The sequence below is a fragment of the Sphingomonas phyllosphaerae genome, from assembly GCF_036946485.1.
Taxonomy (GTDB): Bacteria; Pseudomonadota; Alphaproteobacteria; order Sphingomonadales; family Sphingomonadaceae; genus Sphingomonas; species Sphingomonas phyllosphaerae_E.
In genome coordinates this window covers 815,124-837,680 of sequence record NZ_JAQIJA010000001.1, presented here as the reverse complement: position 1 = coordinate 837,680, position 22,557 = coordinate 815,124, and the positions used below count along the sequence as shown (strand labels likewise).

Below are 22,557 nucleotides of genomic sequence, written 5' to 3'. Positions count from 1 at the left end.
GCACCGACAACGATCGCGGTCGCTTCGCTAAGGCAATGGGTGGTTGCCTGGCCTTGGTGGCCCCGACGGGCATGGCGCAGACGGAGCGGCGCGTCTGGATGGAGGCGGCATTCAGCGCGCTGCGGCATCTGCCGATTGATGCCATCGAGAAGGCAGCAGATCGCGCGCGCCTCACGGCAGATCATCCGAGCAAGATTGTCCCGTGCGTCATTGCGGCGGCGGAGCCCGACATGGCGTGGCGCCGCCGGCAAGCCGCGCCCCACCCAGCGAGCGAGGCAGCGCTCCCCGCGCCCGGCGCTGAGAGGCCAACGAGCAACGAAGTTGAGGCAATCTGTCGGCGGTTCGCTGTCGGCCGTTTCTCGTCGCATGATGTTGGTCGCGATCCGAGTGAGCCAGCTCCAGCCGGTTCTATCCGCGATGACAAGCGCCCCAGCCGTGTGCCCACGCGCGAGGACTATATTCGCATGGGCGTGTCTCCATCGGTACTGGACGCTAGCGGCGTGGTCTCGTGACGTGTCGTGGCACGATGGCCGCACCTTCTACCGATGCCCGTGCGGCGGCCGCGACGAGGTCACCGGCAACGCCCCGGCGACCCTCGCGTGCTGGTCATGCCGCACCGGGACAGCAGAACAATGGGTGCCGCCTGCGGTCGCCCGTGATCGATCAGAACAGAGCATGACGGGAGTGAGAGCGTGATGGGGCGAGACAATGGTGCGGATGGCTGGTGCATCCTGCGGTGCTCGGCGGCGCGGACCCTGACGCTTGCCGCGTCGCTGGCCGACGCTGGGTTCGATGCGTGGACGCCGACCGAGACGCAGCGCCGCATGGGGCGCGGCAAGCAACGGAAGGTCGAGGAGCTGCGGCCTGCACCTATCACGCCGACCTTCGTGTTCGCGCGCGCTGACCGGATTGCGGACCTGATCCGCATCCGCTCGCTCCCGATCAGCCCGCACCCTGCTTTCTCAATCCTCAAGCGACCCGACTATGGCAATGCGATCGTGTCGGATGCAGGTTTGCGCGCCTTGAGAACCGAAGAGGATCGCAGGCGCGTCCGCCACTTGAAGACTACACGTCGCGTCGTTGAGCCCGGCTCGACGATTGCTCCGACCGAGGGCGCGTTCGCCGGCATGACCGGCATCGTCGAGCGTTGCAAAGGCAAGAACGGCAAGGAGGCCGTGGTCAATTTCGGTCGTGGCCTCGTTGTGTCGATTGCCACTTACCTTCTCGATTCGGAGGTGATACAGAGCGGGAACAAGCTCCGCGTGAGCGAGCCGGCATGACCGGCAGACGGGTTAGAGATCGGTCACGACCGCCTCCGTCGTCAGACGGGCCGCGCCGATGGGTGCGGCAGGGTCAGGCCGAAGGCTGCAAGAACACTGATGGCTTGGCCAACCACTAGCCGCCACGCGCGCGGCTACGGCACCGCGCACGACAAGATGCGGGCGCATCTGCTGGCTACCGTCATCACCTGCGAGGAATGCGCCCGGCGGGGGCGCGAGACGCTGGGCACCATCGCCGACCACATCAAGCCGCTGGCGCAGGGCGGCACGGGCGACCGCTCGAACTACCAGCTGCTCTGTCAGGACTGCTCGGACGCCAAGACACTGGCGGACAAGGGGCAGACGGCGCGCCGTAGTGGCGGCGTCGGGCGAGACGGGCGACCGACGAGCGCCGATCACCCGTGGAACCGCAACTAAACTCGGCGGATAGGTGATCGTGTTTCAGCAGCGATCAAAGCGGCTGGGGGAAAATCGCCATCGAATTTCTTCGTGCCGTCGAACCAAGTCGTCCACACCGTGGGTGTACCATAGCGATCACCGACGACAGTCACGGTCATGGTTGGTCCGCCGGACTTTAGCTTGACCGTGTCGCCTACCGCAAATTCTTCCATACTTGCTCCGGAGTAGCCTATGCCGCGGCGTGCAGCATTTCGGATGGTTGATCTCGTGGTGGTCGAGCAAGCGACTCACGAGCCGGTCATCGTCGGTGACTTTGTGCGGCTCGCGAGCGGGAGTCCATTGGGCTTGGTCACGGCGTGCCGTGATGATGTCGCGTCGGTGTCGTGGCTGACTGGAGATGGTCAGCGATCAGTCCTGCCTGCCGTCTGTCTGCGTCCGATCGGCTGACCCACCCCCCTATCGAAAGGCTGGAGGGGGCCGCCGGCCAGTACCGACCACGCCGATCATACGCACCGAGATCACATTTTCAGGGGGGAGGGTTTCGGCCCGGCCCGCCGAGGAGGCCGGATGGCCGACGTCGTCGAGATCGCCGGCGGTGACGGCATCCCGCCCGAGCCGAACTGGCGCACCATCTTCGGGCGCGCACCCGATCGCGAGGCCGCTTCCGCCTACTGGAAGTCGATCATCAGCGAGATGCGCGGCGCCGAGAAGCTGGCGGTGGCGAACGCGCACACCATCAAGCGGCTCGTGGTCGCTTACGTGACCTATGACATCAGCGCCCGCGAGGTGCTGAAGATGGGGCCGGTCATCAAGGCCAAGAAGACCGGCGTGCCAACCTTACTACCTTAGTGGAGCGGAAAAGCGGGTAGAAAACCGCAGAAATCCGCCGTTTTCGGGGGCGTCCGCGCCCCCTTTTTTTGGGTGGCAGGGTTACAACCGCTTCCATCAAAACCCACGCATTTCCGCCATTTTTCAACCGGGCGCGGCGCGTCCGTGACGCATGGAGTGACGCATGACAGACGCACCGCCGAATAGAGAAACGGACCTGCTGACGGGCATTCAGGCGATCGCCGATGCGATCGGGATCACGAAGCGGCAGGCCTATCATCTGCACGAGACTGGCGAGCTGCCGACCTTCAAGATGGGCGGCAAGGTCTATGCTCGCCGCTCGACGCTGGCGAAGCATTTCGCCGAGCAAGAGGCGGCGGCGCGCAATGGCTGAGGTGCTGCCCGGCGCTAAGCCGCTCCAGCCGCTTCCCGACCGGCTGAGGATGCGCGCCGTGCTGATGCAGCGCGGGCGCGGTAACTGGCGCGTCGGGACGGGCGCGCTCACCGTGGGCGCGATCGAGCGCGACCTTGTCGTGTACGCGACAGAGATCGAGGCGCACGAGGCAGCTATCCGGCTTGCCGATCGGCTCGACCTGTTGGCGGTGCGGACGTGACCGCCGGCGGCGGCCGCATCGTCCTGGCTGAAGGCATTGACGGTGCATGGATGCGGTTCGAGGGCATGGAGCGGCCGCCGGTGCCGTCCGTGCGGTGGCTCCCGAACATGGCTTCAGCGCGGACGTTCGCGATCGTCATGCATCAGTGCCATGGCTGGGCGATCGAGGAAGAGTATCCCGGCGAGGTGCAGGCGTGAGCCGCGAAGCTACCGAGTGGGCCGCGGACTTCAGGCCGCCCCATCCCGCCGACAAGTCGGTGCTCTGGGCACTGGCGCACGCTCACAACCGGCACAAGAAGTGTGCATATCCGTCCGTTGCGGCCATCGTCGAGTTCACCGGCTGGCAGCGCAAGGTAGTGCTCGCGAGCCTCGCCCGTCTGACCGCGCTGGGGGTGATCGAGGATAGCGGGCAACGCATGGGCAAGACGCGACAGATCAAGGTCTGGCGGCTCGCGTTCGATAGCGAAAGGGTGTCTGGCGGACACCCTTTGCCCGATGCCAAAGAGTCCCTCAGCACCATCCTTTCGGCCGCCTAAAGGGTCTCCCACAGGGACACGGAACCTTAGTATAAGAAATAGGGGCTGGAAGGCGGGAGCAGCGCCGCTCGCAAAAAGCACCTCCACGCCAAGCCGACGCGCCGTAGCGAAGCGGTAGGCGCGTAATGGGGATCGAGACCGATCAGCTTGGCGGCGGCTGGTCTCTGCGAGGCATCCGCGCGAGCGTCCCGAAAGCGACGCTGCTGCAACGTCGCTGCAACGTCGCATGTCCCGTGACCTGTCACGTGACAGTCACGCCCCGCGAGATCGTTACGCATCCGACCCCCGCATCCGCTGCGCCCCGCAGGCCCTGCGCCCCGCAGACGCTGCACCCCTATCCCGTTGAGCCATGGAGAGACGCCATGAACGCGATTGTGCCCTTTCAATTCGAGGATCAGGCGGTGCGCGTCACCGACTGCGATGGACAGCCGTGGTTTGTGCTGGCCGATGCCTGCGCGCTGCTCGGCATCCGCAATCCTAGCGATGCGGCGAGCCGACTGGATGAAACCGAGAAGGCTCGGTTAAACCTAGGGTCGGGGTCCGACGCCACAATCGTCAGTCTCGCCGGCCTGCTCACCCTGATGCTTCGCTGCCGTGGCGCGATGAAGCCGGGCACGGTGCCCTATCGGGTGCGCAAGTGGATCACGGCTGAGGTGGTACCGACCATCATGCGAACGGGCGGCTACGGCACGGCGGCGCCTGTCGATCCGGCGAAGCTCGACAACCACGCTTTGCGCGCGCTGCTGCTCGGCAAGGTGGATGACGTGATTGCGCTTCAGCCCAAGGCGGACGCGCTGGATCGTATTGCCAACGCTGAGGGCTCGCTGTGCATCACCGATGCGGCAAAGGCGCTAGGCGTCCCGCCGCGCCGGCTGTTCGCATGGATGGAGGCGCACGGCTGGATCTATCGCCGAACGAATGACGGGCCGTGGAAGGCGACGCAGGCCAAGATCGAGACGCGAGTGATCGAGGCGAAGGTGCACCGGCAGGTTCAGCGCTTCGGCCCCGACAAGCTGCGCGAGCAAGTGCTGGTCACACCCAAGGGCCTGACGCACCTCGCCGAAAAGAAGGCTGGTGTATGAGGCCCGACCTTGAGTTGCGCGACTTTCTCGCCGCTGCGGCGCTGAACGAGACACCAGACGCGATGTGGGCAACGTCGGTCCTGCTCGCGGCTGCTTCGGTAGTGCTCGGCAATGCGATCGGGGACCGAGAGGCTGGCGAAGCTATCCTAGGCACCGTGCGAGAGGCCGTCAGCAAGGCGCGGCACTGATGCATGACGCATCCCTGATGCACTGCATCGAGCATCGCCGAGGCAGCCGCTGGCCGGGCCGGATCGGTCGCGACCCGCCCCCCCGGTCGAAACTCTGGGGGGCTCGCCAGCCAGTACCGATCACTGCCCTTCGTGCGCAGCGCGACCTGCTTTTCACCCCCCACCCTTTCCGAAAGGAGGCCGATCATGGCCCTCCCGGCCTGTGAACGGTGCGGCGCGCCGGTCGTGCTCACTCGCGCGCCCCGCAATGGCGTGCCGCCGAAGCGCTTTTGCTCGCAGCTCTGCCAGCTGCGCGCCCAACGATCCCGATGGAAGGCCCGGCGACGCGCCGCGGCCAAGCAGGAGAAGGCCAATGCCGATGCATGACGACGAATATGCCCGGATCAAGCCGGTAATCGAGATGGGGCAGCGCCTGCACATCTCCCTACAGCACCAGCTAGTCGAGAAGGGCGTGCAGCCGATCGACGTGCTGATTGCAGCGACATGGTCTGCCTTCCACCTCGCCAAGGCCGTCCACGGCTCGCCCACGCTGGCGATTAGCTGGATCCGCGACACCGCCGACGTCATGGAGCGGCAGTTGATGGAGGGACAGGCCGCGCCGGATTGACGACTGACTCGGCTTCGTTCATGATCTGTCTCGGTCGCAAGCCTCGCGCTGCGCCCACCCGAACCCGGCGGACAATCCGGGCCGCGCACCCCAAGCGTGTCGAGCAAGGGGAAGTGCCGCTGATGGCGTATCGAGCCATCGAGACGGTCGCGATGCCGGCAGACCTAGCGTCGCCGGGCCTCAACCTCCCCGTTTCTACATGCAGCAGGAGTGCGCCTTATGCGCCGGAACCACATCATGACGCCCGCCATCCGTATGCCGTCCAGCTTGCTCGCCGTGCGCGCATCTGCGCCGCCCAAGAAGTACGACAGCCCCGAAGCGCTCGGCGCTGCCTTCGAGCAGTTCAAGGCGCACTACAACGGCAAGGTCGACCGGCTTCAGGAAACCATCGAGGCCGTGAACCTGTCGGCCGCGTTGGGCAATCACCACGGCACCGCTCCGGGCATCGACCGCGACTATTCCAACGCCTTCGAGGCGCACATGCGTGTCGGCGACCGCGCGGGCGAGGCTACGGGCAAGCTCCGCGACGCCAACGCCGAGGGGGACCGTGCCGCCATTCAGGCGAGCATGAGTTCGGGCGACAATTCGTCGGGCGGGTTCCTCGCGCCAGTCGAATGGGATCGCACCGTGTCGAAGGCGCAGCGCGATCGCTCGCCGATGCGCCGGCTCGCGCAGGTCGTGCAGACCACTGTCGGTGCCTACGTCTCCATCTGGAATGATGATGCGTGGGGGACCGGCTGGGTCGGCGAGACCGCGGCGCGCCCGCAGACGACCACGCCCACTCTCTCGGTGGTGACGTTCGGGCATGGCGAAATCTATGCAAACCCGGCCGTCACCCAGCGGCTGCTGGACGATGCGCAGTTCGACGTCGAGACGTGGCTGGCCGGCGAGGTGTCGGATACCTTCGATCGCCAGGAGGGTGTCGCGTTCCTCTCGGGCGACGGCAACAACAAGCCGTTCGGGATGCTCCAGTATGTGACCGGCGGTGCGGCGGCAACGCAGCACCCGGGCGGCACGCTGACGGTGGTGCCGAGCGGGGCAGCCGCCACGATCGCCAGCGCCGACACGCTGATCGACTTCAAGTATGGCCTGCCGGCTCCCTATCGGCAGAATGCGTCGTGGCTGATGAACAGCCAGACGGCGGCGGCCATTGCGAAGATGAAGGACAGCACGGGCGCGTTCCTGTGGCGTGAAGGACTGGCCGAAGACCAGCCGTCGACCTTGCTGGGGCGCCCGGTCGAGATCGATGAAGGGATGCCGTCAATCGCGGCGGGTAATCTTGCCATTGCGTTCGGCGACTTTCAGGCGGGCTACGTCATCAACGATCGGGTCGGCACCCGTGTTCTGCGTGATCCGTACACGGCCAAGCCGTTCGTGCTGTTCTACACGACCAAGCGGGTCGGCGGCGGCGTGAAAGACCCGCGCGCGATCCGGCTGCTGAAAATCGCAGCGAGCTAATCCGCCCAAGGCAGAGGCTGACGCGGCGCGGCCGATAACGGAAAGCCCGATGCTTGGGCGGATGCCGGTGCTCACCCGGCCTTCAGAGAAGCTCAATCGGGCAACGCCGCCACAATCAAGGACGCTGGCATGACGGACGTTGACGACTCCCCAACCCTATCCGTTGGGTTTGCGATCAGGACTGGCGACTCCGAGGAGCAGGTCGGCAGCCTCGTCACGATGATGGACGCCGCTGAGAAGCGCGTGACCCGTGACGCCGAGCTGATCGAGAAGGCGACGGGGAGCATGGTAAAGCTCGGCGGCGGGGTCGCTGAGTTCACGGCGTTCGGCAACGCCAGCACCCGCGCCGCGCAGAACATCGCACGCGAGCAGCGGCTGATCGAGAAATCTGGCGAGGGCATGGTGCGCCAGATGGAGCGGCAGGCTGAGGTCTTCGGCAAGTCGACGTCGGAAATTCGGTCGATGCGCGCCGAGCTTAAAGCGGCGGCGGCGGACGCGCAGGGAATGACCGAGCTTGCCAACCGCATCCGCAACGCTGACGCGCAGATCAGGAAGCTCGAGGCTGGCAGCCGGGCTGTCACGGGCGCGACGGGACAGCAACGCGCCTCGATGCAGAACCTCGGGTTTCAGCTACAGGACTTTTCGGTGCAGGTGGTCGGCGGCACGTCGGCTCTGCGCGCGTTCGCCATGCAGGCACCGCAGGCGGCCGGCGCGCTCAACGGCTTCGGGGGGACGCTCGGCAAGGTCGGCGGTTTCCTCGCGGGGCCGTGGGGCATCGCCCTGACGCTGGCGACGACGCTGGGCGCTGGTCTGGCCGAGTCACTATGGAGCAGCGCCAAGGCGGCGGATGGCAGCAAGAAGGCCAAGGAAGGGCTTAAGGACGCGGTCGACCGGCTCAACGGTTCGTCGGCGGCGCTCAACCGCACGACGCAGATCGGCATCGCTGGCGAGATCGCGGCGTCGGAAGCGACCCGGCAGCTGGAAATCCGCAAGCGCGGGCTGCTCGACGTGCTGTTGCGCGAGCAGCAAGTGCGCCTCGGCAACGCCCGCGCAACGGAGGCGAACAGCGGCGGCACAGTCCCCGGCGCCGGCCCTATCGGGCGCGGTGTTGCCAGCATGGAGCGGGAGATCAGGGCGACCGAAGCCGCGCTGAAGGCGAACGGCACCCGCATGATCGAAGCGCAGAATGCCGTCATCAAGGGACGGGGCGCGCTAATCCGCATGGACGTGGCCGGCGCGCTGGACGCCGCCACAGCTGCCACGCAGAAGCACGATCGCGCCGTCGACAAGTTGCAACGCCAGTACGAGGCCGGCAAGATCAGCGCGGCGCAGTATCAGGCGCAGCTGATGGGCGAAGGTCGAGCCTATACGGCGGCTCAGAAGGCGATCAGCGACGCGGAGAAGGCCGATAAGGCAGCGGGCAGCGAGGCCCGGAAGGCGCACGCCAAGGAAATCCGCGAGCAGGCCAAAGCCATGCGCGAAGCGGAGGCTGCCGCCAAGGCGTTGCAATCCGCATTCGAGGGCATGGAGGGTCGATTTGACGTGGCCGGCTCGGCAAGCCGCCAGTTCCGCAAGGACATGGACGAGATCGCCAAGTTCAAGAAGGCGGGGTTGATCGACGAGGGCACCGCCGACGCGTGGGGGTTCGAGGCGTCGCGATCGGCAGCGGACAAGGCCGCGGCGGCGATCAAGGAGGTGAAGCTCCAGCTGGACGACCTGAAGCTCGACCCGGCCGATCTGGGCGTCACGAACCTCGACAAGATGCTCGGAACCACGCTCAACGTTTTCGACACGATCAGCCGGGATGCAGATGCGGCGGGCAATGCCATGTCTCGGGCGTTCGGGCAGGCTGGTAGCTCGATCGGCGACGCGCTGGCGATCCTCGGCGACTATGGCTCGCAACAGGATCGGATCGCGCGCGCCGGGCTGACGCGCGAGCAGGAATTGAGCGAGATGGGCAAGCTGCGCCTGTCGCACACGGCGGCGCTGCTCGGCACGTCCAAGTCGCTCTTTGCCGAGAACAGCAAGGGCTATGCGATCATGGCGGCTGGCGAGAAGGCGCTGGCGATCGTGCAGGCGGCGCGCACAGCGGTCGCCGTGGCGAACGGCGCGGCCAATATGTTCGCCAGCCTCGGGCCGGCGGGCTTCCCGGCGGTGGCCGCCATGCTGGGCGTGATGGCAACGCTCGGTTTCAGCCGGGGCGGCGGCACTGCGAAGGCACCGACGACCAACACCGGGACGGGAACTGTGTTCGGCGACAGCACGGCGCAGTCGGAGTCGATCAGGCGGGCGCTCGACGCCTTGCGCGAGGTCGACACGCTGATGCTCGGCACGTCGCGGGAGATGGCCAGTTCGTTGAGGGCGATCGAGAGCAGCATCGGCGGCTTCGCGGCGCAGGTGGTTCGGACGGGCAACGTCAACGCCGACGACATGGTGACGCAGGGTTTCAAGACGAACGCCATCGGGTCGGTGCTCAAGGCGGTGGTGCCGATCTTCGGCGGCGCGCTGGCCAGTCTGTTCGGGTCGAAAACGGAGGTGGTCGGCAACGGGCTCTACGGCAAGGCGCAGTCTGTCGGGTCGATCCTCAGCAGCGGCTTCGATGCCTCGTACTATTCGGACGTCAAGAAGACGAGCAAGTTCCTCGGGATCACGACCGGGACCAAGTACAGCACGCAGTACAGCGCCGCCGATGCTGGGCTGGAAAATCAGTTCACTCTGATCCTGCGGGAGTTCAACACGGCAGTCGCCGCCGCCGCTGGACCGCTCGGCGAGGCGACCGGCGATATTCAGAGCAGGCTTAACGGTTTCATCGTCAACATCGGGCGGATCGACCTCAAGGGCCTCACCGGCACTCAGATTGAGGAGAAGTTGACTGCGGTCTTCGGCGCAGCTGCGGACGGCATGGCGGCGGCGGCGTTCCCATCGGTGCAGCGGTTCCAGAAGGCGGGCGAAGGCGCATTCGAGACGCTGACCCGCGTGGCAACGACGGTCGAGGCTGTCACGGGATCGCTAGACATGCTCGGCACGGCGGCGAAGGCGCTGGGGATCGACGCCAAGCTCGGGCTGGCGGCGCAGTTCGATAGCGTCGGCGACTTCACCAGCGCGGCAAAGGGCTATTTCGAGGCGTACTACACGCCGGCCGAACAGAACGCGGCTAAGCTGGCGCAGCTGGGCGGCGTGTTCGTGAAGCTCGGCGCGGCCATGCCGGACACGCTCGACGGCTTCCGCAAGCTGGTGGAGGCGCAGGATCTGACGACCCTGTCCGGCCAATCCATGTACGCGACCCTGCTACAGCTCGCCCCCGCGTTCGCCGACTTGAAGAAGGTGATGGACGGCGCGCGCACGGCGGCGGACGTGCTTGCCGAGCGGCAGGACTTGCAGCGCAAGCTGCTCGAGGTGCGCGGAGACACCGCCGCCATTCGCGAGCTCGACCTGGCTAAGCTCGACGCCAGCAATCGCGCCTTGCAGTTGGAAATCTGGGGGCTGCAAGCGGCGCAGGACGCGGCGAAGGCGGCGGACGAGCTTCGCACCGCATGGTCGAGCGTTGGCGATACGATCATGGACGAGGTGCGCCGCATCCGGGGATTGAGCGCCACCGACACCGGCGCAAGCTTTGCCATGTTGCAGGGGCAGTTCAATGCGGCGCTGCTCGGCGGACGCACTGACATGGACGTGGCGAAGACCCTGCCGGGCCTGTCGCAGTCACTGCTCAAGGCGGCGGCGGACACCGCGACCAGCCGGCAGGAATATGACCGCATCGCATCGCAGACGGCAGCGGAGCTTCAGGCGTTCGCCGATGCAATCGCGCAGGCGAAGAGCGTGCAGGCGTTCGCCGACGCGGCCAAGCTGGCCAGCGGCACGACGCCGGATAGCAGCGCAGCGTCGTCGGAAGCCGCCGACCTCCGCGAAGAGGTGGCAGCGATGCGGCAGGAGTTGCGCAGCCTGTTGAGCGACGTGAAGACCGCCACGACGCGAACGGCCCGAGTGCTGGACAACGTGACCGGCCCGACCGGCGGCGATCGCATCGCGGTGGCCAATGTCAGGTAGGTGAGCCGGATGTTAGGTGCGCGGGCCTAGTCGATCGCGCAGGATCGTACGCACCGCCTCGGGACGCGTCGGCTGCGGTCCGGGCTGCTCTGCGATCCACGCGTCAAGTGCGGATAGCTGATCTGGCGGCAAGCGCAGATTGATTGGGGTGGATCCTATGGGCGGACGCCCGCGTCCTCTTTTTCTGGCGCTATCAATTGACATGGTTAATAGACGGTGCCAGATATTACGAGCCGACGCAAGGTAGCAGCCTCGCGCCGGCTCTAACCACCAACGATCGCATGAGGATCGAACATGGCTACCAGCGCCCGTACCGCACCAGCGGCCCGCGTCAACTTCCCGAAGATCAATGGCGTCTCGTTTTTCATCGACGACCCCGATCGTTACCTAGAGCAGGCGCACGCCGTGTCATGTGCGCTTCAAACGGCAGCAGAGGGCGAGATGCCTCTGACTAACGAGCTGCTGGCCTCGGTAGCGGTCGCGATACAGACCCTGACCCATCTCGCCGCAATCGGTCTCGAATGGGAGCGTGAGAGCGCCCCCGGAAAGGCTGCGGCATGACGATCGACGATCAAGACGCCCTCGGGGCCGTCAAAGACCAGCTTCGCGGCGCAGAGGGCGTGCTTCGCCTGATCCTCGAACATGACAACGGCGAGAACATCGAGGCGGTTCGCGGCGCATATGAGCTTGTCGACGCCAGCCTCGATAAGGTGCGTGCGATCCTGAAAGCGCACGAGCGCGCCTGACACCCTGCCCCGCCGCTGCCGCGTCAACCTGACGCACCAGCGGCGGGGCCTTTCCACATGGAGAAGAGACTATGGCGAGCGTGACGCCTCGCGAGTGGAAGAAGCCTGACGGCACGAAAGGCCGCGCTTGGATCGTTCGCTATAAGGACGGCGGCGGGGTCTATCGGCAAAAGACGTTTGAGCGGAAGAAAGAGGCGGACAAGTACCGCACCCAAGTCGAGGCTGAAATGAATGCGGGCATTCATCGGCCGGACGCGGAGCGGATGACGATCGCTGACTTGTGCGCGAAGTTCATGGATCACAATCATGAGCGACTCGCGGACGGTCGCATAGGCAATGCGCGGATCAAGGACTTAGACACTTCAATCCGCCTTCATATCCTGCCGCACATCGGGAATATGAAGGTCGCCAGCGTGGGTCTTCATGACCTAGAGCAATGGCGCGTTAAGATGATGCAGGTCCGCAAGATCGCTCCGCAGACTGCTCGTAAGCACGTCAAGGTGCTAGGGGAGGCGTTTGAGCATGGGCGGCGTCGACGTTGGCTCCACCTCAATCCAGTGCCGGATTTGGTGGCTGACATTCGCGGGATCGCGGTGGCCCCGGTCGAGCAGTTTTCAGTCGAGCAGATACGCGCGGTCCTGCTGGAATTGCAGCGGTCGAGCTACAAGGGCATCCATCCTCGCGCCAACGCCTTCCTACGGTGCGCGGTGCACCTCGCTACCTTCTGCGGGCTCCGGATCGGCGAAATTCGCGGCCTGACGCTTGATAGCATCGACTTCGACCGGCAGGTGCTCCGCGTCCGGCACAGCCTGACCGATTGGGACGAATTGAAGGGTCCGAAGACGGCGGCTGGCAACCGCACGGTCGCGATCCCGGCGCACGTCGCGGCGCTGCTGTCGATGTACCTGCGCGATTACCATGTGACCAACGAGCGGGGCTTGCTCTTCACGCAATCGGATGGCCGCTCGATCCGGCAGAATAATTTTCATCGCGGTACGTGGGGACCATTGCTCTTCCGGGCCGGGCTGTCGGCGGATCGGCACTCGCCAAGCCATCACTTCCATGCGCTTCGGCACTTTGCGGCAAGCTGGTGGATCAGTTGCGGCTGGAGCCTGCCCGACGTCGCAAAGTCGCTCGGACACAGCAAAGTCGATATGACCTTGTCGGTGTACACCCATGCGCTTGAGCAGCGCGGACAGGACGTTTCTGCGATGCAGGCGACAGCGGATATGCTCGTAAGTGACGCACCGCGGCTTAGCTCAATGACGCATGGGTGACGCAAGAGGGCTGGAAACCGCGGAAATCACCCCTTTAATATTGTCCAACCTATAACCCGTGGTGGACCACCATGAGCAACGCCGACAGCCAGGCGGCAGCGCTGGAGAAGGCGCTCTGCGTCAGCCCGCGCGAGCGCGGCTCCGGCGCGAAGGTCGAGCGCAAGGCTCGGCGCACCACCGGCGGCGGCTATTTGAAGAACCGTGGCTAACCGCTTCCTGTCGGAGCCGGATCCGACGACGGCATGGGCAAAGGCGGCGGTCGACGGCAAGCTGTTCACCTGCGGCGAGCTGGTGCGGCACGCGGCCGAGCGACACCTGCGCGACATCAAGGACGGCGAGCGCCGCGGCATCTTCTGGCGGCCCGATGCGGCGGCACACTTCCTGAACTTCCTGCCCTCGGTGTTCCAGGTGACGGACGGACCGGCAGCGGGGGAGCCGTTCTACCCGCTCGAATATCACACGTTCGTCGGCGGCAGCCTGTTCGGCTGGCGCACCGCAACGAACCGCTGGCGGTTCCGCACGGGCTGGCTGGAGACCGGCAAGGGGCAGGCCAAGTCGCCGCTGATGGGCGCGATCGGCGTCTATATCATGGGCTGGTGCGATATTCCGCGCGCCCAGTGCTACGCGATCGGCGAGGACAAGGCGACCGCCAACGTCCTGTTCCGTGATGCGGTCGCCATGTGCCGCGCCGACGTGCCCGGCGCCGAGGAAGAGGGCGAGAGCCTTGAGGGGCTCGGCGAGGTCATCATCCGCGGAGAGCTTGAGAATGCGTGGAAGATCGAGCACCCGGATAGCGGGTCGTTCTTCATGCCGATCGCCAGCGGCGAGTCGCAGTCGGGCCCTCGCCCGTCACTGGTCGCGGCCGACGAAATCCACGAGCTGAAATCGGAAGCGGCGCTTCTGACGTGGAAGGCCGCGATCGACAAGGTCGCGGGCAACGCGCTGATGCTGCTGGGCACGAACACGCCCTCGCGCTCGACGCAGCACGTCGGCACGTCGTATTCCGACACCTACCAGCAGATCGTTAAGGGCGAGGCTCGCGACGACACCGCGTTCGCGTTCATCGCCCGGATCGACAAGGGCGACAAGGACACAGTCCTTGAGAACGAGAAGGTCTGGCAAAAGTCGCTGCCCGCGCTCGGCGAGACCTTCCCGATCGAGAACATCCGCGAGACGGTCAATTCCGCCAAGCTGCGCCCATCCACGAAGTCGAGCGTCAAGCGCCTCTATTTCGGCATCGACAGTGCCGCGGCCGACTTCTGGATCAACGAGGAGAAGTGGTCGGCGGTGCAGGGCGTGGTCGATGCGCGCGCGATGCGTGGCCGCAAGGCTTGGCTGGCTCTCGACCTCTCGCAGAAGAACGACCTCACCGCGCTTTCGGCGGCATGGGAAGTGTCGGCCGACCTGATCGCGGTCAAGAACTGGTATTGGACGACCCGCGAGGGGCTGGAAGATCGCGCCGATCGCGACAAAGCCCCGTATGTCGACTGGGTCGAGGACAAGTATCTGACCGCCACGCCCGGCGCGACGATCGATTACACCTTCGTGGCCCAGCAGGTGAACCAGCTGCACGCCGAGCATGAGATCGAAGCGCTGGTCGTCGACCCGGCCTTCCTGACGGCGTTCACCGACGCGTGCGATCAGGTCGGGCTGCTCTGGTGGATCTGGGAAGGTCCGGGGAAGCCCGAGGGCAGCGGCCTGAAGATCGTGAAGCACGCGCAGGGACAGCGCATCATGTTCGAGGATCGGCAGCTGTGTATGCCGCACTCGATCACGCGCACCGAGGATCGCATCCTCGACGGCAAGCTGCTGATCGACGACTCGCCCGTGACCTACAGCTGCGCGGCAAATGCGGTGATCGAGGCCGATGGCGTCGGCAACCGCATGTTCAACAAGAAGAAGCAGCGCGGACGAATGGACGGGATGGTCACGATCGCCATGGCGGTCGGGGCTGCGACCGCCGCGGCCAAGCCGGCCAAGAAATCGATCTACGAGAGCCGCGGCATCCGCCGGCTCTGAAGGAGGGCGAATGGCAGCACTTTCGCCCAGCGACTATCGGCGCAACGCCGGCGGTCGCTTCTCGACAGCGTCCGGCGTGGTTCGGCCAAACATCGGCGCGCGCCCGGTCTACGCCTATTCGGTGCACGACATCGCCAACGGTGACGACCCGGTGCTCGGCGCTTTCCTGCGCGGCGGTCGCGAGGGGGTCGCGGGTGTCACGGTCAGCGACCGCATGGCGATGCGCAACTCGGTGTTCTACCGCGGCTCGTCGCTGATCGCTGGATCGATGGGAATGCTCCCGCTGTCGCTGTACCGGCGAAAGCCGGACGGCACGACCGAGAAGGCGGTCGATCACCCGCTCTATTCGGTGTTTAAGCTCGACCCACTCGGCAATGGCGCCATGTCGCCGAGCGAGTTCAAGAGCTACATGCAGCTCGCCGCGTTGCTCGACGGCAACGTCTATGCCCGGGTCATTCGCCTTGACGGGCGGATCCAAGCGATTGTGCCTTTCCCACGAAAGACCGTCACCAAGGAATGGGACGGCGGGACGCTCCGGTTCAAGTATCAGCCAAAGACCGGCCGACAGGAGTATTTCGCCGCAGCGGACGTGTTCCACTTTCGCGCGCCGGTGTCGCTTGACGGCCTGAACGGTCTCGGGCTGCTCGACGTCGCGGCCGACACGATCGGCCTGGCACACCTCGCCGAAAAGGCGATGACGAACCTGCTGACGAAGGGCGTGATGGCCGGCGGCGCGCTTCAGGCGCCAAACGCGCTCAGCGACACCGCCTTCGCCCGGCTGAAGGAGAGCTTGGCGGAGGATTACCGCGGCACCGACAATGCCGGCGACTGGATGCTGCTCGAAGAAGGCATGGAGGCGAAGCCGTTCTCCGGGTCGGCGAAGGACAACCAGTTCGTCGAGATGCTGAAGATGGAGGCCGAGAAAGGATCTCGCTTCACCGGCGTGCCGCGTCCGCTGCTCATGTTCGACGAGACCGCATGGGGCAGCGGCATCGAGCAGCTCGGTCTCTACTTCGTCGTCTACTGCCTGCTGCCGTGGTTCGTCATCTGGGAAGAGGCGATCTGGCGGCTGCTCAGCCGGCAGGAGAAGCAATCGCGCGACGGCACGGTGCTTTATGCCAAGTTCAACGAGCGCGCGCTGCTGCGCGGCTCGATGAAGGATCAGGCCGAGTTCCTCGCGAAAGCGCTCGGCTCGGGCGGCGGCAAGCCGTTCATGGAGCCGAACGAGGCGCGTGAGGCGCTCGACATGAACCCGCACCCGGAAGGCGGCGGGCTGACCCCGGTCGGCGCGCAGGCGCCGCGACCGGGCACCACCGCCGCCGACATCGTGGAGGATCAGAATGAAGCGTAACGGCCTCCGCGGCGTGTTCGCCGCCGCCCAGCGCCCGCCTGAGATCACCGGCATCGGTGACGATACCGGGTGGAAATTCGAGACGGTCGCGCTGGCGGACGACTTCCGCCGGTTCGAGGCGCTCGCAGGCGATGCCGACCGCAAGCCGACGCTGTCGATCTTCGATTACATCGGGGATGACGGCGACGGCGGCGGCGTCAGCGCCAAGCGGGTCGCCGGCGCGCTGCGCGCGCTCGCCGGGCAGGATATCGTCGTCGAGATCAACTCGCCCGGCGGCAACTATTTCGACGGCGTCGCCATCTACAACCTGCTGCGCCGGCACGACGGCAACGTCGAGGTGCAGGTGCTCGGGCAGGCTGCCTCGGCGGCGTCGGTCATCGCCATGGCAGGCGACACGATCGCGATGGCGATCAACTCCGAGATCATGATCCACGAGGCGCGCGGGCTGTTCTTCGGCACGAAGTCGGAGATGGCGGACGCCATGGCGGTGCTCGGCCACATCGACCAGTCGATGGTCGAGACCTACGCCGCCCGCTCCGGTCGCCCGGCGGCTGACTTCTCGGCCATGATCGCCGGGAAGGATGTCTATTTCCGCGGTCAGGAGGCGATCGAAGCCGGTCTGGCCGACACGTTGCTCGAGCGCGAAGCGCAGATGCCGGTCTATGCGTCGGCGGACGACCAGCCGACCGACAAGGCGTCGCTCGATCGATTTCTCGCGAAACACAACGTGCCCCGCTCCGCGCGGCGCGATCTGTATCGCGCGATAGGCACGCAGAACGCTGCCGACCCTGCCACGCCTCGCGCTGGCGATGAACCGGGGGCCGACCTGTCGCGCCTCTTTGCCGCCCTCACCGTCTGAAGGACCAGACATGAAGACCATCACCACCCTGCGCGGCATCGCCGCGACGGGCCGGGGCCTCATCGCCGTGCGCGCCGAAGCCCAGCCCAAGAAGCCCGACAGCATCGAAGCCCTCGCGACTGCCTTCGAGGCGTTCAAGAAGGTCCACACTGACTCGCTCGACGAGATCAAGGCGGGCAAGACCGATGTCGTGACCGCCGACAAGCTCGGCAAGATCGAAGCCGATCTCGACCGCCTTCAGGCGACCGTCGAGGCGGTGAACCTGCGCGCGTCGCTCGGCGGCGGCGACGACAACGAGCAGCCGCGCGACCCCGAATATTCGGGACAGTTTCACGCCTATTTCAAGGGCTCGGAACCGTCCGCGAAGATGACCGAGCTGCGCGCCGCCGCGACCAAGACCGACGGCGAGGGCGGGTTCCTGGCCCCGATCGAGTGGGACCGCTCGATCAGCAAGCGGCAGAAGATCATCTCGCCGATGCGCCAGAACAGCTCGGTCATCACGATCAGCGGCGCCGGCTTCAAGAAGGTCTATTCCGACGGCATCGTCGGGTCGGGCTGGGTCGGCGAGACCGCGGCGCGCCCGCAGACCACCACGCCCGGTCTGACCTCGCTCGGCTTCACGATCGGCGAGATCTACGCCAACCCGGCCGCCTCGCAGGGGCTGCTGGACGACGCCGAGATCGACGTCGAGGCATGGCTCGCCGACGAGGTGTCGCTCGAGTTCGACAAGCAGGAGGGCGTCGCCTTCCTGTCGGGCGATGGCTCGAACAAGCCGGACGGCGTGCTGACCTACGTCACCGGCGGCACCAATGCGGCGAAGCACCCCTACGGTGCGATCCTCGCGCTGGCGTCGGGCGCCGCCGCGGCCGTCACCGCCGACGCGCTGTTCGACCTTCAGGCCGATCTGCCGGCGGAGTTCCTGCCCAACGCCAAGTTCTTCATGAACCGGGCGGCGCAGGCGGCTTTCCGCAAGCTGAAGACCTCGGATGGTGCCTATCTGTGGCAGCCGTCGCTGGCACTGGGCGTGCCGCCTACGCTGGCGGGCGAGCCGGTCGTCGACATGCCGGGCATGGCGAACGTCGCGGCGGGCAACATCGCGGCGCTCTACGGCGACATGGTCGAGACCTATCAGGTCGTCGATCGCACGGGCGTGCGCGTGCTGCGCGACCCGTACACCGCCAAGCCGTTCGTCCTCTTCTACACGACCAAGCGTGTGGGCGGCGGCGTCAAGAACCCGACCGCCATGCGCGCGCTGAAGATCGGCGCCTGATCCTGACGGGGCTGGCTCCGGCCAGCCCCAACCATGGGAGACCATCATGACTGCCACCAAGAAGACGGTCGACACGACCGACATCAAGCCGTCCGACATCCCCGGCATCTCCGACACCGCCGGCATGACCGAGGACACCCTGACCCCGGCGACGGACGTTGCCGCCAGCGGCGCGTTCATCGAGCGCGAGATCGTGGAGCGGATCGACACCGATCACCCCGCGGTCGACAACAACCCGCGCAAGGGTCAGCCGAAGATCGCCAACCAGATTGACTTCAACGATCCGCATCTCGGCAACGAGGAAGCGGTCGCGGCCAACCTGAAGGCGTCCGGCGACGTCTGACCTCCGTCGGCGCCGGGCTGCCCCCTTGTCCGGCGCCGCCATCCTCCAGCGTGCGAGGTGACCTATGGCGACCCCCGTCACTCTGGAGGATGCGCGCCGTCAACTGCGGATGGAGGCCGATGATACGTCGCGCGACGACGATCTGAAGACGTTCATCGCTGACGCTGCCGCTTGGGTGGAAAATTACACCGGGCAGATCCTCGACGCCCGCGACATTACCGAGACATTCCGCGGCCTCGGACCCGTGGCGCTGCGGGCGTGGCCGATCAAGCCCGACGCAGTGCCTGCCGTCGCCTATATCGACGTGACGAACACGCCGATCGCGCTGACCGGCGCTCGCCTTGACCTGACCCGCCGCCCGGCGCGCGTGCTTCCGCCCAGCCAATTCTGGCCGTTCCGCGATGCCCAGCAGCTGTTCACCGTCACCATCCGCGCCGGCTACGAGGCCGACGAGGCCGCGCCGGGCACGATCCGCCGCGCCATGCTGGTCCTGATCGGCGCCTATGACGGCGACCGGGAGGGCGGGGACATTCTCGCCAAGGCCGAAGACGCGGCGCGTCGGATCTGCGGCGATCTGCGGGGCAACCGGCTGTGATCGCGAAGGGGCGCTACAAGGACCGCATCCGCATCGAGCGGATGGTCGCCGACACGGCGCTCGACGGGGGCGGTGAGAAGACCTGGCAGAACGTCACCATGTCATGGGCGGAGTTCCAGGACGCGCGGCCGGGCAAGACCGAGCGCATCGCGAACGGCACCACCTCGGCGACCCGCGCGGCGCGCGTTATCATGCCATATCGCACCGATGTCACCGCGGCGATGCGGGTCGTGCTGGTCGAGGGCAACCGCGACGTACGGGTGACGCAGATCGTGTCGCCCCCCGCGACTCTGGGGCGACGTGAGGCGATCGAGTTTGTCGTCGAGGATTATTCACCCAGCCCGAAGGCCGACTGATGCCGACCACCACGGGCAAGGCGCAGACGCTCGCCTTCATGCGATCCCTGCCGGCACGGATCGAGAAGCGCGCGTTGCGCGGCGCGGCGCAGGCCGCGATCGACGTGATTTCTGCCGAAGCTGCCCGGGAGGTTACGTCTGACCGGGTTCGCGTTGCGCTGGAGACGAACGTCCGCAAGCGCGAGGATGTGCTCGTCGCAAGGCTGACGGTCAAAGATGGCTTCGCGCGCAGCATCGCCAATTGGCTGGAATATGGGACCGTCGGTCACTTCATCACGGTCGATCCGCGAGACAGCGGCGGGCGCAGCATCAGCCGGACGAATGAACAGGTGAAGGCCGGGACGCTCGTCATTGGCGGCACGCCGGTCGGGCGGCAGGTCTGGCACCCCGGCAGCGAGGCACATCCATTCCTGCGCGTGTCGCTTGATCGGAAAGGCGCCGAAGCACTGGAGGCCGCGCAGAGCTTCGTGAACGCGCAGGTGCCGGCATTGCGCCGCGGCGGAGGTGGCGAATGAGCGGCACGATGATCGTCGGCACGCTGTTGCGCGCCAACACCACGCTGATCGAGATCATTCCTGAGGAATGGATCAAGATCGCAGAGCTGCCGGAAGACGCGCCCATGGACGCGATCCTGATCCGCAGCGTCAGTCTGATCGAGCGCCAGTTCCTGTCGGTCGGATCGGTCTACCAGTGCTCCGAACGCGTGTCGGTGGCGGTCCGCACCAGCAAGTACCGGCCGCAGGAGGCCATTCTCAGGCTGGTGCGCCAATCGTGCCACGGTTTCACCGGCGCGCTGCTCGATGCCACGGCAATTTCGATCCGCACTGACGGACGCGGGCCTGATCTACGCGGCCCAGGTGGCAGCTTCGAGAAAACGCAGGATTTCCGCGTCGCATACACCGTCCCGGCGTGACGTTCCCCAAGGAGAAGCACCATGAAACCCAAGTACATCGCCACGCGCGATTTCAAGGATAGTGGCACCGAGCGCGAGTTTGCGGCCGGACTGATGCCCGACGACGTCGATGCGGGCGTGCTCGCCAACTATCTCGCCGCCGGCCTCATCCGCGAACCGAACGACAGCGACAAGATCGCCGCTGATCCGGCACCGGCTGCCGATGACGCGCCGGCCGCCGCCACCAAGCCGGCACGGCGCACGGCTGCCAAGCGCAGCACAACGAAGTCGACAGCCTCCAAGCTGAACTGACGCCTTCCTGCCCGCGCAGGATAATCCCCGCCGGCCCGGCCGGCTCGCCATTGGAGAGAAGACATGGCAACTACGACTGCGGCGGGCACCGGGCTCGCCATTTCCGCGGGCATTCCCGCCAGCCAGACCGTCACCGCCTACAAGGCGCTGACCTACACCGAGGTCAGCAACGTCGAGCAGCTCGGCGGCTTCGGCGCAACCACCGAGGTGGTCACCTTCCAGCCGCTTAAGGGCGCCCAGCAGAAGCACAAGGGGCCGACCAATTACGGCTCCCTCAACCCGACGATCGCAGCCGACGATGCCGATGCTGGGCAAATCCTGCTCGCTGCGGCCGCCGCGCCCGACAACAACGCGCTCTATGCGGCGCGCGTCACGAAGCCGGACGGCTCGCTGCGGTTCTTCCAGATCCGCGTGTTCGGTATGCCCGAGACGATCGGCGCGGCGAACAGCATGATCACCTATGCGCCCGTGCTGGAGATCAACACGCCCGTCCTGAAGGACGCCGGCACCTAATCCACGACCTTCCGGCCCAGCCGGAGACCTGGCATCGGCCCGCCCCGCTCTTCGCGGGATTGCGGGGCGGGTCGGTGCACCCATCCTTCCCGCGAGAGGACACTACCACCATGGATATGACGACCCAGCGCGCCGCCCAGACGGCTCCCCTTCACCTGCGCGGCCTCGACGGCCAACTGCTCTATGACACTGGCGCCGACGGCAAGCCGGACATGGACAAGCCCGTCCGCATCCACTTCTACAGCCCGGGCTCGAAGCAGCAGGCAGCGGCCGAGCACCGCGCGACCGAGCGGGCGCTGAAGCGTGCGCGCGACAACGACGGGCAGCCGACACCGGCAACGCCGGAGGTCCGCCGCAACGAGACCGCCGAGGATATTGCCGCAGTGACCGCGCGTTTCGAGAACCTGACGTATCCGCCCGCCGGCGAGGCGCAGGGCGAGGAGTTGTTCAAGGCGCTCTACAATGACGTCGACCTCGGCCACATCGTCAACCAGGCGGTGCGGTTCGTCTCCTCGTGGGGAAACTTCAAGCCCGCCTCGGCGACCAGCTGAGCATCTGGGTCCGGTATCTGGCGTGGCTCTCTGCCACGCCTAAGCCGGACCCGAAGACGAAGCGCGGGCAGCAACAGGATATCGAGCTCTTCAGCCGCATCGAGGGGCTGCGCCGGCAGGGCGTGAAGTCGCCCCCAATGCCGAACAATCCTGCGCCCAAGGTCACCGACTGGCTTGTCGAGATGGGGCTGACCGAAGCGGCGGGTATGAGCGCGGTGCCGCTGTCATGGAAGGAGATCAACGCCTGGTGCGACCGCACTGGCGTTGACCTGCTGCCATGGGAGGCCCGCCTGATCCGGCGGCTGTCGACCGACTATCTGGCCGAAAGTCGAAAGGCTGAGTCGGAGACCTGCCCTCCTCCATGGCTCGCCCCTGCCAGCGAAGTCATGATAGCGGCAGAAATGCATCTGCTTGACGCGATCCTCGGCTGATGCC

Annotated in this window: 32 protein-coding genes; 31 read left to right on the top strand and 1 reads right to left on the bottom strand. The window is 66.2% G+C overall.

What is annotated here, in order from left to right; genetic code table 11:
- Positions 1–71: 71 nt before the first annotated feature.
- The 3 genes from PGN16_RS03875 (at position 72) to PGN16_RS03865 (ending at position 1,697) form a co-directional block, all read left to right on the top strand.
- Positions 72–512 carry a hypothetical protein gene (locus tag PGN16_RS03875; protein WP_335308077.1) on the top strand — a complete coding sequence of 147 codons (441 nt, stop codon included), beginning with the start codon at positions 72–74 and terminating at the stop codon, positions 510–512.
- A gap of 312 nt (positions 513–824) precedes the next feature.
- Entirely contained in the window at positions 825–1,280 is a 456-nt protein-coding gene (locus PGN16_RS03870) for a hypothetical protein (protein ID WP_335308076.1), read from the top strand.
- Positions 1,281–1,379: 99 nt separating this feature from the next.
- Positions 1,380–1,697: an HNH endonuclease signature motif containing protein gene (locus PGN16_RS03865; protein WP_335308075.1), complete on the top strand. Its 318-nt coding sequence runs from the start codon at positions 1,380–1,382 to the stop codon at positions 1,695–1,697.
- Here PGN16_RS03865 and PGN16_RS20185 read toward each other — a convergent pair.
- Positions 1,694–1,891, bottom strand: coding sequence for a YodC family protein (locus PGN16_RS20185; RefSeq protein ID WP_443019573.1), 198 nt, complete (start codon positions 1,889–1,891; stop codon positions 1,694–1,696). The genes PGN16_RS03865 and PGN16_RS20185 overlap by 4 nt on opposite strands.
- 355 nt (positions 1,892–2,246) lie before the next feature.
- Here PGN16_RS20185 and PGN16_RS03860 point away from each other — a divergent pair, with 355 nt between their 5' ends.
- The 28 genes from PGN16_RS03860 to PGN16_RS03725 all read left to right on the top strand — a co-directional run bounded on the left by PGN16_RS03860 (position 2,247) and on the right by PGN16_RS03725 (position 22,553).
- Positions 2,247–2,528, top strand: a complete 282-nt coding sequence (locus PGN16_RS03860; RefSeq protein WP_335308074.1) for a hypothetical protein — start codon at positions 2,247–2,249, stop codon at positions 2,526–2,528.
- Positions 2,529–2,691: 163 nt separating this feature from the next.
- A complete protein-coding gene (locus PGN16_RS03855; protein WP_335308073.1) occupies positions 2,692–2,901 on the top strand; it encodes a DNA-binding protein in 210 nt (69 codons plus the stop codon).
- Complete coding sequence (locus tag PGN16_RS03850) at positions 2,894–3,121, top strand: hypothetical protein (protein WP_335308072.1); 228 nt, start codon at positions 2,894–2,896, stop codon at positions 3,119–3,121. The genes PGN16_RS03855 and PGN16_RS03850 overlap by 8 nt, the downstream gene beginning before the upstream one ends.
- Positions 3,118–3,318, top strand: a complete 201-nt coding sequence (locus tag PGN16_RS03845) for a hypothetical protein (protein WP_335308071.1) — start codon at positions 3,118–3,120, stop codon at positions 3,316–3,318. Before PGN16_RS03850 ends, PGN16_RS03845 begins: the two co-directional genes overlap by 4 nt.
- Positions 3,315–3,656, top strand: coding sequence for a hypothetical protein (locus PGN16_RS03840; RefSeq protein ID WP_335308070.1), 342 nt, complete (start codon positions 3,315–3,317; stop codon positions 3,654–3,656). The genes PGN16_RS03845 and PGN16_RS03840 overlap by 4 nt, the downstream gene beginning before the upstream one ends.
- 362 nt (positions 3,657–4,018) lie before the next feature.
- Positions 4,019–4,738 carry a phage antirepressor gene (locus PGN16_RS03835; protein WP_335308069.1) on the top strand — a complete coding sequence of 240 codons (720 nt, stop codon included), beginning with the start codon at positions 4,019–4,021 and terminating at the stop codon, positions 4,736–4,738.
- The gene (locus PGN16_RS03830) at positions 4,735–4,926 is read left to right on the top strand and encodes a hypothetical protein (RefSeq protein WP_335308068.1); all 192 of its coding nucleotides are present in this window, start codon (positions 4,735–4,737) and stop codon (positions 4,924–4,926) included. The genes PGN16_RS03835 and PGN16_RS03830 overlap by 4 nt, the downstream gene beginning before the upstream one ends.
- A gap of 186 nt (positions 4,927–5,112) precedes the next feature.
- Positions 5,113–5,292 (top strand): hypothetical protein, encoded by a 180-nt coding sequence (locus PGN16_RS03825; RefSeq protein ID WP_335308067.1) that lies wholly within the window; start codon positions 5,113–5,115, stop codon positions 5,290–5,292.
- Positions 5,279–5,533: a hypothetical protein gene (locus PGN16_RS03820; RefSeq protein WP_335308066.1), complete on the top strand. Its 255-nt coding sequence runs from the start codon at positions 5,279–5,281 to the stop codon at positions 5,531–5,533. Before PGN16_RS03825 ends, PGN16_RS03820 begins: the two co-directional genes overlap by 14 nt.
- A 237-nt stretch (positions 5,534–5,770) precedes the next feature.
- The gene (locus tag PGN16_RS03815; protein ID WP_335308065.1) at positions 5,771–6,991 is read left to right on the top strand and encodes a phage major capsid protein; all 1,221 of its coding nucleotides are present in this window, start codon (positions 5,771–5,773) and stop codon (positions 6,989–6,991) included.
- 129 nt (positions 6,992–7,120) lie between these two features.
- On the top strand, positions 7,121–11,038 hold the full coding sequence (locus PGN16_RS03810; protein WP_335308064.1) for a hypothetical protein: 3,918 nt from the start codon (positions 7,121–7,123) through the stop codon (positions 11,036–11,038).
- 294 nt (positions 11,039–11,332) lie between these two features.
- Positions 11,333–11,599: a hypothetical protein gene (locus PGN16_RS03805; RefSeq protein ID WP_335308063.1), complete on the top strand. Its 267-nt coding sequence runs from the start codon at positions 11,333–11,335 to the stop codon at positions 11,597–11,599.
- Entirely contained in the window at positions 11,596–11,784 is a 189-nt protein-coding gene (locus PGN16_RS03800) for a hypothetical protein (RefSeq protein ID WP_335308062.1), read from the top strand. Before PGN16_RS03805 ends, PGN16_RS03800 begins: the two co-directional genes overlap by 4 nt.
- A 71-nt stretch (positions 11,785–11,855) precedes the next feature.
- Positions 11,856–13,061, top strand: coding sequence for a site-specific integrase (locus PGN16_RS03795; RefSeq protein WP_335308061.1), 1,206 nt, complete (start codon positions 11,856–11,858; stop codon positions 13,059–13,061).
- A 71-nt stretch (positions 13,062–13,132) separates the two neighbouring features.
- On the top strand, positions 13,133–13,270 hold the full coding sequence (locus PGN16_RS03790) for a hypothetical protein (RefSeq protein ID WP_335308060.1): 138 nt from the start codon (positions 13,133–13,135) through the stop codon (positions 13,268–13,270).
- Positions 13,263–15,080 carry a terminase large subunit gene (locus PGN16_RS03785; RefSeq protein ID WP_335308059.1) on the top strand — a complete coding sequence of 606 codons (1,818 nt, stop codon included), beginning with the start codon at positions 13,263–13,265 and terminating at the stop codon, positions 15,078–15,080. Before PGN16_RS03790 ends, PGN16_RS03785 begins: the two co-directional genes overlap by 8 nt.
- Before the next feature lie 10 nt (positions 15,081–15,090).
- The gene (locus PGN16_RS03780) at positions 15,091–16,431 is read left to right on the top strand and encodes a phage portal protein (RefSeq protein WP_335308058.1); all 1,341 of its coding nucleotides are present in this window, start codon (positions 15,091–15,093) and stop codon (positions 16,429–16,431) included.
- The gene (locus PGN16_RS03775; RefSeq protein WP_335308057.1) at positions 16,421–17,290 is read left to right on the top strand and encodes a head maturation protease, ClpP-related; all 870 of its coding nucleotides are present in this window, start codon (positions 16,421–16,423) and stop codon (positions 17,288–17,290) included. Before PGN16_RS03780 ends, PGN16_RS03775 begins: the two co-directional genes overlap by 11 nt.
- 10 nt (positions 17,291–17,300) lie before the next feature.
- Positions 17,301–18,560, top strand: coding sequence for a phage major capsid protein (locus PGN16_RS03770; RefSeq protein WP_335308056.1), 1,260 nt, complete (start codon positions 17,301–17,303; stop codon positions 18,558–18,560).
- 46 nt (positions 18,561–18,606) lie between these two features.
- Positions 18,607–18,903, top strand: a complete 297-nt coding sequence (locus PGN16_RS03765) for a hypothetical protein (RefSeq protein ID WP_335308055.1) — start codon at positions 18,607–18,609, stop codon at positions 18,901–18,903.
- 64 nt (positions 18,904–18,967) lie between these two features.
- Complete coding sequence (locus PGN16_RS03760) at positions 18,968–19,498, top strand: phage head-tail connector protein (protein ID WP_335308054.1); 531 nt, start codon at positions 18,968–18,970, stop codon at positions 19,496–19,498.
- Entirely contained in the window at positions 19,495–19,854 is a 360-nt protein-coding gene (locus PGN16_RS03755; protein ID WP_335308053.1) for a phage head closure protein, read from the top strand. The genes PGN16_RS03760 and PGN16_RS03755 overlap by 4 nt, the downstream gene beginning before the upstream one ends.
- Entirely contained in the window at positions 19,854–20,369 is a 516-nt protein-coding gene (locus tag PGN16_RS03750) for an HK97 gp10 family phage protein (RefSeq protein WP_335308052.1), read from the top strand. The genes PGN16_RS03755 and PGN16_RS03750 overlap by 1 nt, the downstream gene beginning before the upstream one ends.
- Positions 20,370–20,377: 8 nt before the next feature.
- Entirely contained in the window at positions 20,378–20,767 is a 390-nt protein-coding gene (locus tag PGN16_RS03745; RefSeq protein ID WP_335308051.1) for a hypothetical protein, read from the top strand.
- A 21-nt stretch (positions 20,768–20,788) separates the two neighbouring features.
- Positions 20,789–21,058 carry a hypothetical protein gene (locus PGN16_RS03740; RefSeq protein WP_335308050.1) on the top strand — a complete coding sequence of 90 codons (270 nt, stop codon included), beginning with the start codon at positions 20,789–20,791 and terminating at the stop codon, positions 21,056–21,058.
- A gap of 63 nt (positions 21,059–21,121) precedes the next feature.
- Complete coding sequence (locus PGN16_RS03735; RefSeq protein ID WP_335308049.1) at positions 21,122–21,571, top strand: phage tail tube protein; 450 nt, start codon at positions 21,122–21,124, stop codon at positions 21,569–21,571.
- Between the two features lie 110 nt (positions 21,572–21,681).
- On the top strand, positions 21,682–22,122 hold the full coding sequence (locus tag PGN16_RS03730) for a hypothetical protein (protein WP_335308048.1): 441 nt from the start codon (positions 21,682–21,684) through the stop codon (positions 22,120–22,122).
- Positions 22,086–22,553, top strand: a complete 468-nt coding sequence (locus tag PGN16_RS03725; protein WP_335308047.1) for a phage tail assembly chaperone — start codon at positions 22,086–22,088, stop codon at positions 22,551–22,553. The genes PGN16_RS03730 and PGN16_RS03725 overlap by 37 nt, the downstream gene beginning before the upstream one ends.
- The last annotated feature ends 4 nt before the right edge of the window (positions 22,554–22,557 follow it).

What these genes read in the sequence shown, in the direction of transcription:
- PGN16_RS03875 (WP_335308077.1), top strand. Translation starts at nt 72, where the DNA reads ATGGCGCAGACGGAGCGGCGCGTCTGGATGGAGGCGGCATTCAGCGCG.
- PGN16_RS03870 (WP_335308076.1), top strand. Translation starts at nt 825, where the DNA reads ATGGGGCGCGGCAAGCAACGGAAGGTCGAGGAGCTGCGGCCTGCACCT.
- PGN16_RS03865 (WP_335308075.1), top strand. Translation starts at nt 1,380, where the DNA reads ATGGCTTGGCCAACCACTAGCCGCCACGCGCGCGGCTACGGCACCGCG.
- PGN16_RS20185 (WP_443019573.1), bottom strand. Translation starts at nt 1,891, where the DNA reads ATGGAAGAATTTGCGGTAGGCGACACGGTCAAGCTAAAGTCCGGCGGA.
- PGN16_RS03860 (WP_335308074.1), top strand. Translation starts at nt 2,247, where the DNA reads ATGGCCGACGTCGTCGAGATCGCCGGCGGTGACGGCATCCCGCCCGAG.
- PGN16_RS03855 (WP_335308073.1), top strand. Translation starts at nt 2,692, where the DNA reads ATGACAGACGCACCGCCGAATAGAGAAACGGACCTGCTGACGGGCATT.
- PGN16_RS03850 (WP_335308072.1), top strand. Translation starts at nt 2,894, where the DNA reads ATGGCTGAGGTGCTGCCCGGCGCTAAGCCGCTCCAGCCGCTTCCCGAC.
- PGN16_RS03835 (WP_335308069.1), top strand. Translation starts at nt 4,019, where the DNA reads ATGAACGCGATTGTGCCCTTTCAATTCGAGGATCAGGCGGTGCGCGTC.
- PGN16_RS03830 (WP_335308068.1), top strand. Translation starts at nt 4,735, where the DNA reads ATGAGGCCCGACCTTGAGTTGCGCGACTTTCTCGCCGCTGCGGCGCTG.
- PGN16_RS03825 (WP_335308067.1), top strand. Translation starts at nt 5,113, where the DNA reads ATGGCCCTCCCGGCCTGTGAACGGTGCGGCGCGCCGGTCGTGCTCACT.
- PGN16_RS03820 (WP_335308066.1), top strand. Translation starts at nt 5,279, where the DNA reads ATGCCGATGCATGACGACGAATATGCCCGGATCAAGCCGGTAATCGAG.
- PGN16_RS03815 (WP_335308065.1), top strand. Translation starts at nt 5,771, where the DNA reads ATGACGCCCGCCATCCGTATGCCGTCCAGCTTGCTCGCCGTGCGCGCA.
- PGN16_RS03810 (WP_335308064.1), top strand. Translation starts at nt 7,121, where the DNA reads ATGACGGACGTTGACGACTCCCCAACCCTATCCGTTGGGTTTGCGATC.
- PGN16_RS03805 (WP_335308063.1), top strand. Translation starts at nt 11,333, where the DNA reads ATGGCTACCAGCGCCCGTACCGCACCAGCGGCCCGCGTCAACTTCCCG.
- PGN16_RS03800 (WP_335308062.1), top strand. Translation starts at nt 11,596, where the DNA reads ATGACGATCGACGATCAAGACGCCCTCGGGGCCGTCAAAGACCAGCTT.
- PGN16_RS03795 (WP_335308061.1), top strand. Translation starts at nt 11,856, where the DNA reads ATGGCGAGCGTGACGCCTCGCGAGTGGAAGAAGCCTGACGGCACGAAA.
- PGN16_RS03790 (WP_335308060.1), top strand. Translation starts at nt 13,133, where the DNA reads ATGAGCAACGCCGACAGCCAGGCGGCAGCGCTGGAGAAGGCGCTCTGC.
- PGN16_RS03780 (WP_335308058.1), top strand. Translation starts at nt 15,091, where the DNA reads ATGGCAGCACTTTCGCCCAGCGACTATCGGCGCAACGCCGGCGGTCGC.
- PGN16_RS03775 (WP_335308057.1), top strand. Translation starts at nt 16,421, where the DNA reads ATGAAGCGTAACGGCCTCCGCGGCGTGTTCGCCGCCGCCCAGCGCCCG.
- PGN16_RS03770 (WP_335308056.1), top strand. Translation starts at nt 17,301, where the DNA reads ATGAAGACCATCACCACCCTGCGCGGCATCGCCGCGACGGGCCGGGGC.
- PGN16_RS03765 (WP_335308055.1), top strand. Translation starts at nt 18,607, where the DNA reads ATGACTGCCACCAAGAAGACGGTCGACACGACCGACATCAAGCCGTCC.
- PGN16_RS03760 (WP_335308054.1), top strand. Translation starts at nt 18,968, where the DNA reads ATGGCGACCCCCGTCACTCTGGAGGATGCGCGCCGTCAACTGCGGATG.
- PGN16_RS03750 (WP_335308052.1), top strand. Translation starts at nt 19,854, where the DNA reads ATGCCGACCACCACGGGCAAGGCGCAGACGCTCGCCTTCATGCGATCC.
- PGN16_RS03745 (WP_335308051.1), top strand. Translation starts at nt 20,378, where the DNA reads ATGATCGTCGGCACGCTGTTGCGCGCCAACACCACGCTGATCGAGATC.
- PGN16_RS03740 (WP_335308050.1), top strand. Translation starts at nt 20,789, where the DNA reads ATGAAACCCAAGTACATCGCCACGCGCGATTTCAAGGATAGTGGCACC.
- PGN16_RS03735 (WP_335308049.1), top strand. Translation starts at nt 21,122, where the DNA reads ATGGCAACTACGACTGCGGCGGGCACCGGGCTCGCCATTTCCGCGGGC.
- PGN16_RS03730 (WP_335308048.1), top strand. Translation starts at nt 21,682, where the DNA reads ATGGATATGACGACCCAGCGCGCCGCCCAGACGGCTCCCCTTCACCTG.